The sequence below is a fragment of the Enterococcus sp. LJL51 genome (assembly GCF_054871795.1).
The window spans coordinates 14023-28837 of the sequence record NZ_JBTXLW010000014.1 but is presented as its reverse complement, the minus strand read 5'-3'; the positions used below and the strand labels follow the sequence as shown (position 1 = coordinate 28837).

The following is a 14815-nucleotide window of genomic DNA, read 5'->3' as shown; positions in this document are numbered from 1 at the left end:
TTCCACAAAAAAAGTATGACGAAATATGGTTATCTACACCAAGAATCAGGATAAATTATTTATTTTGGTTAGTTTGCTTCTATTTATGAAATAAAGGGTATTGGATTTAGTTGGTATCGGTTTATGTGTACTTCTTTAGAGACTCCGACACAACCAGGTAGAATAATCGGTAGAACAAACCAAACTAAGAAATTTGATTTTCTACGATACAAATACAACGTAAAAATGTTCAGTTGCTGAAAATATTGGTAAAATGACAGTAATACATAAGATGGGCGGAAGAACAATGGAAAAAATTATTGAGATTCAGCATGTAAGTAAATCGTATGGCTATTTGCTGAATAAGGTTAAGGTTCTCGATGACCTTTCTTTTTCTGTAAATAAAGGAGAGTTTGTTGGGATTATGGGCCCCAGCGGTGCGGGAAAATCTACGTTGTTAAATGTTATTTCCACAGTCGATACACCCTCATCAGGACTGGTAAAGATTAGTGGAAAAAATATTTTGGAAATGAGAAGCGGCCAGCTGAGTGACTTTCGCAGGAGAAAAATTGGTTTCATTTTCCAAGATTTTAATCTAGTGGAGTCATTAAATGTCAAAGACAATATTTTGCTCCCGCTGGCAATTGACCATATACCAGTACATACGATGGAGGAACGGCTGCAGCATGTGGCTGAAATTTTAAATATAGAAAAAATACTTACAGCCTATCCGGCAGCTGTTTCAATTGGTCAGAAGCAACGGGTGGCAGCTGCTAGAGCCTTAATTGTCAATCCTATGTTGATTTTTGCAGATGAGCCAACGGGTTCACTTGATTCCAAAGCTGCTGCAGAGCTGCTGCAATATATGTCGGAAATGAATCGGCAGGATCGTGCAACGATTGTTATGGTAACTCATGATCCGTACACAGCAAGCTATTGCAATCGAGTGCTGTTTATTAAAGATGGTTCTTTTTTCTCTGAAGTTGTTCGTCAAGGATCCCGGGAACAGTTTTTTAATCAGGTAATCGATATGCAGGCTACGATTGGAGGTGGGAATCGTCTTGATCATTTCTAAACTGGCATGGAAAAGTGTACGCTCTCAATACTATCACTATGCGGTATATCTAATCGGAATGATTTTTGCGGTGACGATTTATTATAGCTTCCGAGCGATTGCTTATGATCAGATTCTTCTTAATAGTGTGGGTAGTGAAATACGTCTCAAAAATACGATGGAATGGGGCGGGTTTCTAATTATCATTATGATAATCAGCTTTATGTTGACTGTTAATCAGTTCTTTTTTTCCAGAAGAGTAAAGGAGATTGGCATTTATCAGCTGATTGGCATGAGAAAAAGACAAATTGCCGGGGTCTTCTTCTCAGAAATATCTATTTTAGGCATCACCGCATTGGTGATTGGATTGCTTTTAGGAGTTATTTTTTCCAAACTGTTCTCAATGATTCTGATAAAGGTAATGTTTTTAACTATTGAAAGCAGTATTCGCTTATCCTTTCCAGCAATGCTTGAAACAATAAGCGCATTTATTTTTATCCTGCTGCTGATTTCTATTCACAGCTGGTTTTTGCTTTATTCTTATCAGCTGACTAGTTTCTTTAAACGGGATGAGAAAGCGGCAGTAACGATAGAGCAGCTTACTAAGAAACAGCTGTTCTTGGGCTGTGTAGGCGTAGGTCTTATTTTGGCAGGCTATATTCTCTCTTTTCATGTTTTGTCTTTAGCTGCAGATGATTTTAACCCAGTGATACTATTGAGTTTGCCTTTTTTGTTAATCGCTCTTTGTTCTGCAGGAACCTATTTATTTTTCAAATATACGATTCATATTTTAATTTGGCTTTTTAGTCGAGGGAAGCAGCGCTATTACCGGGGGTTAACCATGCTGGTTGCCGGAAGTACTCGCCTGCATTTATTCAAGGGCAGCAATACATTAACTACAATTACAATTTTTATCGCCTGTTCGTTAGGAATTATCGGTGGCTCAGCTTCGTTTTATACATTGGGAATAGAAGGAGTAACGCGTACAAATCCAACAGACTTTCTGGTCAGCAGTGAACTTTATGGTACTATTCAAAAAAATATAGAGCAGAAAACAAGTATTACGCAGTCCGTCCCGTTAAAGTTTAAAGTTATCGGCGGTCAGTATCGGCAAACGATTAAAAATCAGGAAACAACTACTCTGACAGAGCCAATCAATTTATTAGGGGTGTCAAATTATCGGGAGTATCAAAAAATTAATCCTTATCTGAAACCGATTGTTTTGAAGAAAAAGGATAGTGCGGTGATGATTGATGATATGCAAAATGGCTTTCGCGAGCTTATTACATATGATCCCGTTGTGAAGCTGACAGATGGACTAATGCTGGAAACAGAGGGAAGTGTACCGGATTATCTGGGAAATGCAATGCTCCGGTATAACCAGCGGACCATGATTGTGTCAGATGAGCTGTTTAATCAAGTAAAGACTGCCGCGGCTTATGAGCTGATAGCATTTAATATTAAAAAGAATAACGACAGCCAGCTGACAGATGCTGCGCTGAAGGGCATCAACAAGGAATGGCAGGGACCAATCTATTATGAACTGAATAATGACGCAGGAAGCGTGAAAGGCTATGTTTCCACGGTATCTAAAAAAAATTCGGAGGACTCAGAAGAACATGAGGTATGGCGCTTAAATTATACTAGCCGGCTGCCCAATCTGGAGCATACTAGAAAAGAACTGGGGATTTTTCTGTATATTATTCTATTTGCAGGAATCTTAGCGCTGGTTATTTCAGGGAGTGTACTGATGGTTCGGCAGTTTTCAGAAGCAGAGCGGGAAAAAACGACATACCAGCTGCTGGAGCGTTTAGGAATTTCTTGCAGACAAATCCAGCGGCTGGTTTATCAGCAAAATATTATTATTTTCTTTTTGCCGATGCTTTTGGGGATTTTTCATGCCTTTTTTGCTGTTCGTCTGTTCAATCAGGTAGTACCAAGTTCAGGCTACCAGCTGGCATATCTTTCTTGTGGACTGCTTATACTAATCTATGTTATTTATTATATGATAACTGCAAAAATTTATTATTGGATTGTCAGCAAGGGGGATTAGAAAAAAGGGGATAAGTCAAAAGCAGGACTTTTAAAGAATCCATTATTTCGAGACTGTAAAGTAAGGATGTGTCCTACTCTGTGCTTTTTCTATTTTTAATCCTGCGATGAGTGTTATAATATTTTAGAAATGATTTTTGAGAGGAGCTAAGGCAATTGGAAAAACATGATGAGAAATTATTGATTGAGCTTGTAACTGCAAAAGGGGTTCCTGGAAATGAAGGAGAGGTACGGGCAATCTTCAAAAAATATGCAGAGCCTTTCGCAGATAAAATAATGTATGATGGTCTAGGCAGCATTATTGCTAAACGCTCAGGTGATAAAGAAGGTCCTAAAATCTTTTTCTCCGGGCATATGGATGAAGTTGGATTTATGGTTACTCAAATTACGGAAAAAGGTTTTATCAAATTTCAAACACTCGGTGGCTGGTGGGGACAGGTTATGCTGGCTCAGCAGGTACAGATAACTACTGGAGCAGGAGACGTTATCCACGGTGTAATCGGTTCAAAACCGCCTCATGTGCTAACGCCTGAGGTTCGTAACAAACCCTATGAGTTGTCCGATATGTTCATCGATATTGGGGCTTCAAGTGAAGAGATGGTAAAAGAGTGGGGAATTAAGCCTGGTGATATGATTACACCATATATTGAGTACAGACGAATGAATGATACAAAATTCCTATTGGCCAAGGCTTGGGATAACCGTATTGGAACTGCTGTTTCTCTGAAAGTACTGGAAAATTTAGCACAGGAGGGTCACCCAAATATTCTTTATGCAGCTAGTGATGTGCAGGAAGAGGTAGGATTGAGAGGGGCTCAGACAAGTACTTATCTAGTTGATCCAGATATTGCGTTTGCTTTAGATACTGGAACCGCTGGGGATACACCGGGAATGACTGAAAAGGAAGCCGATTCAAAATTAGGCGAAGGTCCGCAGATTCTGATTTATGACGCTTCGATGATTCCTCATAAAAAACTAAAGGATTTTGTTATACAGGTTGCTGAAGAAAATAATATTCCCTTCCAGTACACAGTTATTGCAGGGGGCGGAACAGATGCAGGAAGAATGCATTTAACCAGAAACGGCGTCCCTTCTCTGGCAATCACAGTCCCTGTGCGCTATCTGCACTCCCATACATCAATTATTCATGAGGACGATTACTTGAATACAGTTAAGCTAGTAACAGAGGTTGTTAAACGTTTGGATCAAGAAACAGTTCGTAAAATCAAAGAATTTTAAAGGAGCATAAACAATGAATAATCAGGTAACAAATGCAGAGCATAGAGAACGTGCTCGAAAAGCGCTGTCCGGCAAGTGGGGAACAATGGCTCTGCTTATCTTTTGCGGTTTTTTAGTTCGGATGATAATCAGCACCTTAGTAGGCAGTGTCTTTCCTATGGAAAGCGGCAGCAATGGTGAGAATTTAGTCAGCTTTCTGCTGAACAACCTGCTGTTTTTTGCATTTACCTATGGAACATATAATGCTGCACTGCAGGTAATCAGAGGACGGTCCGTGGATATCTCGCTACTGACATCTATTTTCCGTAAAGAGCTTTATCTGCCAATGTTAATTATTAATTTTATTCAATATTTGGTACAGCTGCTTGTCAATTTAATTACGCTGTTGCCGGTACTCTTGACTGCTGGTTTGACTATGTATCTTGGCTTGATGTTCAATACAGTTTCAGTTGCACAGTTTCAAAATGAGATGGCATCAGATGGGCTTCTTGCAGTTGTCATGTTATTGTTCTCTCTAGCTCTGTTATTAGTTGGAATTTTCATCAGTGGTGTTTTCCAGTTTGCAGTTTGGATTAAGCTGGATCAGCCAAATCTTGGTGTAGGGGATATTTTACGGGACGCCTTTGGGTTGATGAAAGGACGTTTCAAGCAGTATTTCTTCCTGCAGCTGTCTTTTGTCGGTTGGTATATTCTGGGCGCTATGGCTTTAGGTATAGGACTATTTTGGGTTATTCCTTATCATGATGTAGCTGTAGCGAGCTTTTATGATAGTGCGCAGCGGGAAAAATCACCGTTTTAATAAACAGTCTGTAAAATAAGGCTGCTGAATAATAACTAGACCCTATACACAACTTATCTGATTGGAGGAACTGGAAATGAAAATCACTGTTCTTGGCTGTCTAGGCGCCTATCCATATGAAGGGCAAGGAACGAGTTCGTATCTATTGGAATCAGACGGCTTTCATTTACTGCTGGATGCTGGCAGTACAACACTTGTGAATCTAGAGCAACACCTTGATCCGTTAACATTGGATGGAGTTATATTATCCCACTATCACCATGACCATATCGCTGATTTAGGTGTTCTGCAGTATTATCGGCAGTTGTATCCTAGTTTGACGCCGGTTCCTGTTTTGCCGATTTACGGTCATACGGAGGATGCTGTTCATTTTTCTGCATTGGATTTAGATGGAGTATCGCAGGGCATTCCTTATTTTGAAGCAGAAGAGCTGAAAGTTGGACCATTTCGCATTACGTTTATGAAAACAATCCATCCAGTTCCCTGTTATGCTATGCGGTTTGTAGAAGAAAAAACGGGTAAAGTATTGGTATATACTGGAGATTCAGGATATCTGGAAAGCTTTGTTGCTTTCGCAGACAAGGCCGATGTTTTCTTAGCAGATACGTATTTGTTTGAAGGGAATGAGCGCCATCATGCCCACTTCACTTCAAAAGAGGCTGGCGAGCTGGCAAAAGCAGCAGATGTGAAGAAACTAGTTTTGACTCATCTTCCCCAGCATGGATCATTGGATATGTTGAGAGAGCAAGCTGAGCAGGCTGCAGACTATCAAATGCCAGTGACAGTAGCTAGTAAAAATCTGGTTCTTGAAATATAAGCAGAAGCATAGGAGGAAAAACAAGTGATATTTGTACCAAATGAAAATAATGATCCTCGCATCAATTTAGCGATTGAGACCTATTTGTTGAAAGAAAAGCCTTTGGATGAGCCGATTTTGCTTTTTTATATCAATGAACCATCGATTATCATTGGTAGAAATCAAAATACAATTGAAGAAATCAATAAAGAATATGTAGAAGAGCACGGTATCCATGTTGTCCGCAGACTAAGCGGCGGCGGAGCTGTTTATCATGATCACGGAAACTTGAATTTCAGTTTTATTATGCCTGATGACGGTAATTCCTTCCGGGACTTTGAGAAAGTGACTAAACCAATTATTCAAGCACTGCATGAGTTGGGAGTTGCTGGAGCAGAGTTAAAAGGACGAAATGACTTAGTTATTGATGGTATGAAGTTTTCTGGAAATGCTATGTACGCTACTGAAGGACGGATGTTTGCTCATGGGACTCTGATGTTTGACAGTGACATCGATGAGGTTGTGAATGCACTAAAGGTGAGAAAAGATAAGATTGAATCCAAAGGCATCAAATCAATTCGCTCTCGTGTAACCAATATCAAGCCTTTCCTGCCGGCAGATAAACAAGGAATGACAACAGAAGAATTTCGTCAGGAAATTTTGTTGAAAATTTTTGGTGTTGATTCTGTTGATCAAGTGAAAACTTATGTACTGAATGAAAAGGACTGGCAGCGTATAAACCAGATTTCAGAAGAATATTACCGTAACTGGGACTGGAATTACGGCAAATCACCTTCCTTTAACTTAGAACGAAGACATCGTTTCCCAATCGGATCGATTGAGGTTCGGATGGATGTGGAAGAGGGAGCAATTAAGGAGCTGAAAATTTATGGCGACTTCTTTGGTCTTGGTGAGATTAAGGACGTGGAAGAACAGTTGACTGGCGTGAAATACGACAAAGCGGCTATTGAAAAAGCGGTGGAAAAAATTGATGTAAAAAAATATTTTGGTGCGATTGATAAATCAGAATTTGTAGAGTTACTTTACTGAGAAATAAAGTAGGATTTTTAGCTTCTGAAAAAATTGAATACACTTTAGGGTTTGGAACGAAAAGCAGGAAATATCTGTTTTTGTTGCAAGCTCTTTTTTTGTGAATAAGATGAACCTAGCAGACATTTATTTGTCAAAAAAGCTCGCAAATAGCTATTTTGACAAGCCTAGTGACGATAAAAAACTAATCTGTTGAGTCAACGCAGTTTACGTATAAGCCAATTAAAAGCTGCCAAGAAAGAGTAATAGAGAGTGCTGTAAAATTTTGATTTGATATATTTTGGAATACCTGTTATTATTTTTAGTAAAAATTAGTAAAAAACAGGAGGAAAGAATGACTACGTTTGAAATTAAAGATGAGTTTTACTTAAATGGCGCTCCGTTTAAAATTATTTCAGGTTCCATTCACTATTTTAGAGTAGTACCTGAGTATTGGCAGGATCGTCTTGAAAAGCTGAAAGCTTTGGGATGCAATACAGTAGAAACCTATGTTCCCTGGAATCTGCATGAGCCTGACGAAGGGAAGTATTGTTTTGAAGGACAGCTGGACTTGAGAAAGTTTATTCAAACTGCTGCCGACTTAGGGTTGTATGTGATTGTAAGACCGGCCCCTTATATTTGTGCTGAATGGGAGTTTGGCGGTTTACCTTACTGGCTGTTGAAAGATGCTGGACTCAAGCTTCGTTTTGATAATCCGGAATTTATTGAGAAGGTTGACCGTTATTTCAGCCAATTATTTTTAGTAATTGGTGATTTGCAGATTTCTTCCGACGGACCAATTATCTTGTTTCAGGTTGAAAACGAGTATGGAGGATATGCAAACGATAAAACCTATCTAAAAAAAATGATTAAATTAATGAAAGAGAAAAATGTAACCGTTCCCTTAGTTACTTCTGATGGTCCGTGGGGAGATATGTTGGAAAACGGTTCGGTGCAGTCAGAAGCGCTGCCTACGATTAATTGCGGATCGAAAGTAAAGGAACATTTCAAGCGTTTACGAGCCTTTCATGAAAAAAAGCGGCCCTTAATGGTCATGGAGTTTTGGATTGGTTGGTTTGATGCTTGGGAAGATAAGCAGCACCATACGACAGATGCCGAGCTGGCTGCTGCTGAGCTAAATGATATTTTGGCTGAAGGTTCGGTAAATATCTATATGTTTCATGGGGGCACAAATTTTGCATTTACTAATGGTGCTAATTACTATGAGAAGCTGGCACCTGATGTAACCAGCTATGATTATGATGCTTTATTGACGGAATGGGGTGAAATTACCCTTAAATACCGAGCCTTCCAGCAAGTGATTGCAAACTATACAGAAATTCCTAAGCTGGAGCTTTCTCAAAAAATTAGTCGAATTCATTACGGCATGTTTCAGGTAGAGGCAAAAACCTCTTTGATAGCAAATTTAGCATGTCTAGCAGAAAAAAAGACACATAATTATCCTTTATCAATGGAGGAGCTGGATCAGGGATTTGGCTATGTTTTTTATCAAAGCAGTATTGGGAAAGCTCGGACAGTTGAAGATTTTCGGCTGATTGGCTGTATGGACCGGGCACATATTTTTGTAAACAATCAGCTTCAAGCCATTCAGTATGATCAGGAATTAGGTGAATCACTGTCCTTTGAGCTGGCAGAGCCAGTAAATGATTTAGGAATCCTTGTTGAAAATATGGGGAGAGTGAACTACTCAGTGAAAATGAATCATCAAAAGAAAGGGATTTCTGATGGAGTAGTTATTAATGGCGCTTTTCAAAGTGAATGGTCTATGTACCGTCTGCCTATGGATAACTTGGAGCAGCTGGATTTTGCTTTGGCTTGGCAGGCTGGACAGCCTGCATTTTATCGAGTTCAAGTGATGATAGAAAAGATAGGCGACACCTTTATCGATTTGACTGGCTGGGGAAAAGGATTTGTGGTAGTTAACGGATTCAATATCGGGCGTTATTGGGAAATTGGCCCTCAAAAAAGACTCTATATTCCTGGTCCGCTGCTGAAAAAAGGACAGAATGAGCTGATTATTTTTGAGTCGGAAGGAAAAGCCGGCAATCAGATTCTCTTGACCGATACACCAGATTTGGGAAAAACTGAGTGTAAGAAGTGTTGACTAATTACATGATACAGAGATAAGGAGGAATAGATTCATGGTGAATTCACTCGAAAAAGAAATCATCGCGGCTGGGGAAACCTATCTGCTTTCCGGTCAAATTGCTGTTCTGCCAGTTTCAGGCTATGAGGAATACTTAGCAAGCGGAAATAGAATTAAGTTTGAAAAGAGTTATTTTGAACGCCGTCGCCAATTGGCGGTTATAGGATTGGCAGCTTATTTGGAGGATAGACAGGAGTTTAGTGAACTGTTGGAGCAAATCTTGTGGGAAATTTGTAATGAGTACACTTGGGCGCTGCCTGCTCATTTGCCTGTTACGGGAAATGAATACGGTCGGGAAAGTTCAGTCTATCTAGATCTTTTTGCAGCCGAAACTGGTCAAGCGTTGGCTGAAATTCTTAAGCTGACGGGAAACAGAATCTCTCCGTTGGTTTATCAACGGGTTACAGATGAAATCGAACGACGAATCTTTACTTCTTTTGAATCCCATAGCTGGGACTGGGAGTACAAAGAAAATAACTGGAGCTCAGTTGTTGGCGGTTGTGTGGGAATGACTGCCCTTAGCCTAATGCCGCCTGAAAGTCGACGGCTCGCTCGCTTTATCAAACGGCTGGATCAATCAATGCAGAGCTATTTGAATGGCTTTGGCTCGGATGGTGCTTGTGTAGAAGGAGTGGGCTACTGGGGATATGGCTTCGGCTACTTTCTCTATTATGCGCAATGTTTGGCTGAAGTGAAGGGGGATACCCGGTATTTGGATTTACCAAAAACAAAAGCGATTGCAAAATTTCCCTATTATATGATGATGAATCAGCAAAATTACATTCCTTTTTCTGATTATTCCCAGCCGGAATTACCAAGCGGCCTGTTAAGCTATTGTCAGAAACAATTTGGTGCAGCTGTTCCAGAGATAACACAAACCAGTGGATTAGATGCAGACCATTGTTATCGATTTGCTCAAATCTATCGAAATCTAGTTTGGAGTCATCAAACAAAAGGAGCAGAAAAAACTGCAGCAGTCCAATATTTTCAAGATGCTGAATGGCTGGTAATTCGTGAACCAGATAATGATTTTCTATTTGCTGCTAAAGGCGGAACGAATCAGGAAAGTCACAACCATCTGGATGTAGGTCATTTCGTTTTAGGAAGTATCGATGCGTTATACTTAACTGATTTAGGTGCTGGAGAGTACACCCGAGACTACTTTGTCGAACAGAAAAGATATGACTATTTTCCACCTAGCGCCGACAGTCACAGTATTCCAGTCATTAATGGTCAAAGACAACAGCCGGAAACCCAGTCTTCCCAGAAAGCTGTCTTCAGTCAAATGAATGAAGGTTACTGCTTCCAGCTAGAATTGAAAGAGTTTTACTCGAAGAACAGTGAGTTAAAAAGTGGGGAACGAAAGTTTATCATTAATCAGCAGACAGGTCAGGTTAAATTAAGCGATTCATTTTCTTTTAGTCAGGAGAAAAATGAAATCAGCGAACGCTTTGTCACTCAGATTCCGCCAATTATTCAGGATAATCATGTGCTGTTGAAAGGAGAGCGGCGTTGTGAAATCCACTTTGAGACAGAGCAGCTGTGGGTAAAGGAAAAGAAGTTTAAAGATCATAGCGGATGCGAACAAATAGCATACATCATAGGAGCTGATTACCAGCTAGGTAAAGAAGCTGTTATCGAGGTAAAAATCCGGATGCAGAATAATTAAAAAGAATGAGGTCGAGACAAAAGTGTTTAGCTCCGAGAACCAAGTAGGTACTGTTCAACATCAGCTCATCCTTCACTGTGTTTCACAGCAATAAGACGGATTATCCGGAAATTGTCAAGAAACACTACGAGGGAACCGAGTAGATGTTGATTGATACCTACCTGGAGCTTTTCATATTTTTGAGATCGTTCGGCTTATTTCCGAGAACTTCAACTCTTAGTGCTTTTAGCACTTAGAAGTTGATGCTATCGGAACGAAGTGTAGTGAGCTACTTTTGCGTCTACGGTTCTCACTCTGTTGCGATCCTCGAAGCATACAAAGACTGGAACGCCGTTTATTCGGATTTTAGAGAAAGAAGAGTTCGGGCATTTTCTTATGTCCCAAACTCATCCTTTTTTGTAAATAACTAGGACCTATCTGGAAATTATAGCAGTGAGTATGTTCATAATTTCTATGAATTTCATCTTCAGATAAATCTGAGGCTGTGTTAGAAGTGTTTTGCCTTGAAAAACAGACCATCTCGCTCTCACTGAAATCTCTGAACGCTCATTTCCTTTAGCGTTTTCAAACAAGCTTCAGGGAGCTGCTACAGGGGGCGCGGCGGAGCAGTAGATTCACGCACAGTAAGCTCTGTGCTGAGGAAAACACGGCGGGAAACACCAGGATTTTGCAGCCTTTCATGGAGCAGATTAACACCAGCTTCTCCCATTTCTTCCGTGAATGCATGGACTGTAGATAAGGGAGGAGCTACGTAACGTGAAATTGATAAATCATTAATACCCATAACACTGACTTCTTCAGGTATTTTAACTTTATGGGCAGTTAGAGTATGAATAACCCCGATTGCAAATGCATCATTCGCGGCAAGAATTGCTGTAGGCAGCGCAACGCCCCATTTGGCTAACGCCTGCTTGGTTAGCTCTTCTCCAGTCTGGACATCTAGCCGGCTGTTTTCTTTTACGATAAAGTAATTTTCATCAAATAGATTCTTGGATTCCATCATATCAATATACGTATTGACGGTAGGAGTCTTATAGCGCCTGTATCCATGCAGGTTAAGACTCTCTTCAGCACCAATAAAGGCAATTTTTTCGTGACCAAGCGTCAGCAGATGATTAACGGCTAGTTCAGTTGCCTGAATAAAGTCTGTGTTGACTGAGTCGTATTCCTCTAATGGATAATTGCTGCCAATCACGCAAAGGTTGGCATGTAGCTGCTGCAGCTGTCGAACGGTCTCCTGGGTAAACTTGCCGATTGCGAGTAAGCCGTCGGTCGCTTGAATCGACTGTTCGTCAATCTGTGAGAATTTCAGCACGTTGTATCCCAGCTCTGCTGCCCGTTTCTCCACACCTAAGCGAATAGCCATGTAATAGATATCCTCCAGCTCTTCATCGTCCGTCCGCCACTGGATAATACCGATTGACTGTTCAGCCAAGGCTTTCGCTGCAGCAGCGGAAGCCGCTTTTTCAAGTGCTTTATTTTTATTCTTTGATTTATATTTTGTGTAGTTAAGATTTTCTGCTGCTTCGAAAATTTTTCGCTTGGTTTCTTCCGTCACAGATAATGTTGCATCATAGTTTAATACACGGGAAACAGTGGATATAGAAACCTTTGCCGCCTGTGCAATATCAGTAATTGTTGCCATGCACACTCCTCCTTAATAGATAACTAGTCGTACTACTAGTATATTTCTTTTTAGTAAAAAAAATCAAGTATAAAAAAACTTTTACCAAAAACCTTGATTTTTTTGCTAAAAAACAGTAAAATTTTAATCAAGAAAGCGTTTTAATCGAGAGGTGGTTATTATTAAAAAGAAGTTTCTGCTATTATTTATTCTTGTTATTGCCTGTTTTACTGGATTTGTTAGCTTTGCTAACCAAAAAGAACCTGAAGCTATAAAACAAAATAATTTTAGTAAAAAAATGGTTGCTGAACTAAAAAACAAAGCAAAAACTTATTCTGAAGAAGATTTTCAGGAAGGAAATGTTCCGTTAAATGAATTTATTTGTATAAATGGTCAAATTATTAAAAGCGACAGTAAAGAAGAAACGATAAAAAAAGGCGACCGATTTATGCTTTTAAGTGGAGACAGCAGATATCAGGTGATTAATGAACAGGAAGAGTTACTAAGAATTGGCGATAACGTCACAGTATATGGTGAGTATTACGGTTTTTTGAAAGGGACATTCATTGAACAGGGGGAATAATTGTGCTGGATATGAGTATTAGAGAGAACTTATTTGAAACAAAACAGGAAATGACTGAGGGATTTACTGCATTATTTAAGCCGCTAGCTCCCTTTTTTACAGCAGAAAAGCCAGGACATCAAGTGCTTGGTACACACGGGACTGTTTATAATGATGAACGGCAAGAGGTTGAAGCATTTCTGAGACCATTATGGGGGCTAGGTCCTTATTTGACAGAAAAAGACAGTCCGTTTCTAGAGGGCTATCTTGAAGGCATCAAGGCTGGAACCGATCCGAAACATCCGCAGTATTGGGGTGAAGTGACAAATTTTGATCAGCTAATTGTTGAAATGGCATCTCTTAGTACAGCAATCTTGTTGAATCAGGAAAAAATCTGGGACAGCTTAAATGAACAGGAGCAGCAGAATCTGCATGCCTGGCTGATTCAAGTGAACGACCATACAATACCTGAGAATAACTGGCATTTCTTTCGAATATTAGTCAATGTAGCAATGAAGAAATGTGGTAAATCTTATTCTCAAGACATGATTGATAGTGATTTAGCTGTTATTGACAGCTTTTATTTAAAAGACGGCTGGTACTATGATGGTCAGGAAACACAGATTGATTATTATGTATCCTTTGCTATTCATTATTACAGCTTGCTCTATTGCCGTTTTATGTCTGATGAAGATTCGGAGCGGACAGCAATTATGAAGGACCGGGCAATAAAATTTGCTCAAACCTTTAAATATTGGTTTGACAGTCGGGGAGAAGCAGTTCCTTTTGGACGTAGTCTGACCTATCGTTTTGCTCAAGTCTCTTTTTTTAGTGCTCTTGTCTTTGCGGATGTAGAGGCATTGCCTTGGGGAGAAATCAAAGGATTGATCAGCAGACATCTCCAAAACTGGATGAAGCAGGATATTTTCACACCGGAAGGCTTGCTGTCAGTTGGCTACCATTACCAGAATCTAGTCTTTGCCGAAGGATACAATGCACCGGGCTCGCCTTATTGGTCCTTTAAAACATTTATTCTTTTAGCAGTTCCTAAAGAGCACCCTTACTGGCAGGCAGAAGTACAGCCGTTAAACATACAAGCCAATCCATTGAGTCTGCCGGTTAGCCGTAATTTTTATCAATATAATCAGGATAGAAGCCATCTTCAAATGTTTCCTGCAGGACAGTTTCTTCATTATCAAAATCATGCAGGACCAAAGTATAGTAAATTTGTTTATTCTTCCTACTTTGGTTTCAGTGTTCCAAAAAGTAATTATTTATATTACGAAGGAGCCTATGACAGTTGTCTGGCGTTAACAGAGGATGATCACTATTTTAGAAGCAAGGATCAGGATACAAAGTATGAAATAGCTGCTGATCGAATCATTCATTATTGGCAGCCCTGGCAGGACGTATCCATAAAAAGCACGATTGTTCCTCTAGAAAACTGTCACGTACGTATTCATGAAATCGATACACAGCGTGAGCTAAATGCTTATGAAGGAGGATTCAGCTTACAGGGGGAAGCATCAGCAGTTTGTCAGATTGCAGGTCAGTATGCTGTGTATAAAACGGCTGTCGGAACTTCAAGTGTGGAAGGTATTGCTGGATTTACTAAAGCCGATATTGTTCGTACAGAACCAAATACCAGTCTTTTCTTTCCGATGACTATGCTGCCTCATGTAAAAGGCAGGTTGGAAAGAGGCAAGCATTTGCTGGTTTCTCTAGTGAGTGGTCGGCTAGTAGATGAAGTATTGGAGAAACCGGTAATTGTTATAGAAGAAAATCAAATAAAGATCTCTCAGGAATCCTCAGAAAAATATGTGGAGCTGAGAAAGTAGGAGGAAA

Annotated in this window: 11 protein-coding genes; 10 read left to right on the top strand and 1 reads right to left on the bottom strand. The window is 39.9% G+C overall.

What is annotated here, in order from left to right; all coding sequences use genetic code 11:
- Window positions 1-286 precede the first annotated feature (286 nt).
- The 8 genes from ACYSNQ_RS12790 (at window position 287) to ACYSNQ_RS12755 (ending at window position 10784) form a co-directional block, all read left to right on the top strand.
- Complete coding sequence (locus ACYSNQ_RS12790) at window positions 287-1054, top strand: ABC transporter ATP-binding protein (protein ID WP_426083958.1); 768 nt, start codon at window positions 287-289, stop codon at window positions 1052-1054.
- Entirely contained in the window at window positions 1041-3086 is a 2046-nt protein-coding gene (locus ACYSNQ_RS12785; RefSeq protein ID WP_426083956.1) for an ABC transporter permease, read from the top strand. The genes ACYSNQ_RS12790 and ACYSNQ_RS12785 overlap by 14 nt, the downstream gene beginning before the upstream one ends.
- Window positions 3087-3241: 155 nt before the next feature.
- Entirely contained in the window at window positions 3242-4324 is a 1083-nt protein-coding gene (locus ACYSNQ_RS12780; protein ID WP_426083954.1) for a M42 family metallopeptidase, read from the top strand.
- Between the two features lie 13 nt (window positions 4325-4337).
- Window positions 4338-5123, top strand: coding sequence for a DUF975 family protein (locus ACYSNQ_RS12775; protein WP_426083952.1), 786 nt, complete (start codon window positions 4338-4340; stop codon window positions 5121-5123).
- A 76-nt stretch (window positions 5124-5199) separates the two neighbouring features.
- Window positions 5200-5940, top strand: coding sequence for an MBL fold metallo-hydrolase (locus ACYSNQ_RS12770; protein ID WP_426083950.1), 741 nt, complete (start codon window positions 5200-5202; stop codon window positions 5938-5940).
- 24 nt (window positions 5941-5964) lie between these two features.
- On the top strand, window positions 5965-6969 hold the full coding sequence (locus tag ACYSNQ_RS12765; protein ID WP_426083948.1) for a lipoate--protein ligase: 1005 nt from the start codon (window positions 5965-5967) through the stop codon (window positions 6967-6969).
- A gap of 334 nt (window positions 6970-7303) precedes the next feature.
- On the top strand, window positions 7304-9073 hold the full coding sequence (locus tag ACYSNQ_RS12760; protein WP_426083947.1) for a glycoside hydrolase family 35 protein: 1770 nt from the start codon (window positions 7304-7306) through the stop codon (window positions 9071-9073).
- Between the two features lie 37 nt (window positions 9074-9110).
- Window positions 9111-10784 carry a hypothetical protein gene (locus tag ACYSNQ_RS12755; RefSeq protein ID WP_426083945.1) on the top strand — a complete coding sequence of 558 codons (1674 nt, stop codon included), beginning with the start codon at window positions 9111-9113 and terminating at the stop codon, window positions 10782-10784.
- 586 nt (window positions 10785-11370) lie between these two features.
- On the opposite strand, the gene ACYSNQ_RS12750 is transcribed toward ACYSNQ_RS12755, so the two are convergent.
- Window positions 11371-12429 (bottom strand): LacI family DNA-binding transcriptional regulator, encoded by a 1059-nt coding sequence (locus ACYSNQ_RS12750; protein ID WP_426083943.1) that lies wholly within the window; start codon window positions 12427-12429, stop codon window positions 11371-11373.
- A 151-nt stretch (window positions 12430-12580) separates the two neighbouring features.
- On the opposite strand from ACYSNQ_RS12750, the gene ACYSNQ_RS12745 reads away from it, so the two are divergent.
- A complete protein-coding gene (locus tag ACYSNQ_RS12745) occupies window positions 12581-12991 on the top strand; it encodes a hypothetical protein (RefSeq protein ID WP_426083941.1) in 411 nt (136 codons plus the stop codon).
- Window positions 12992-12993: 2 nt separating this feature from the next.
- A complete protein-coding gene (locus ACYSNQ_RS12740; protein WP_426083939.1) occupies window positions 12994-14808 on the top strand; it encodes a DUF2264 domain-containing protein in 1815 nt (604 codons plus the stop codon).
- Window positions 14809-14815: the final 7 nt, after the last annotated feature.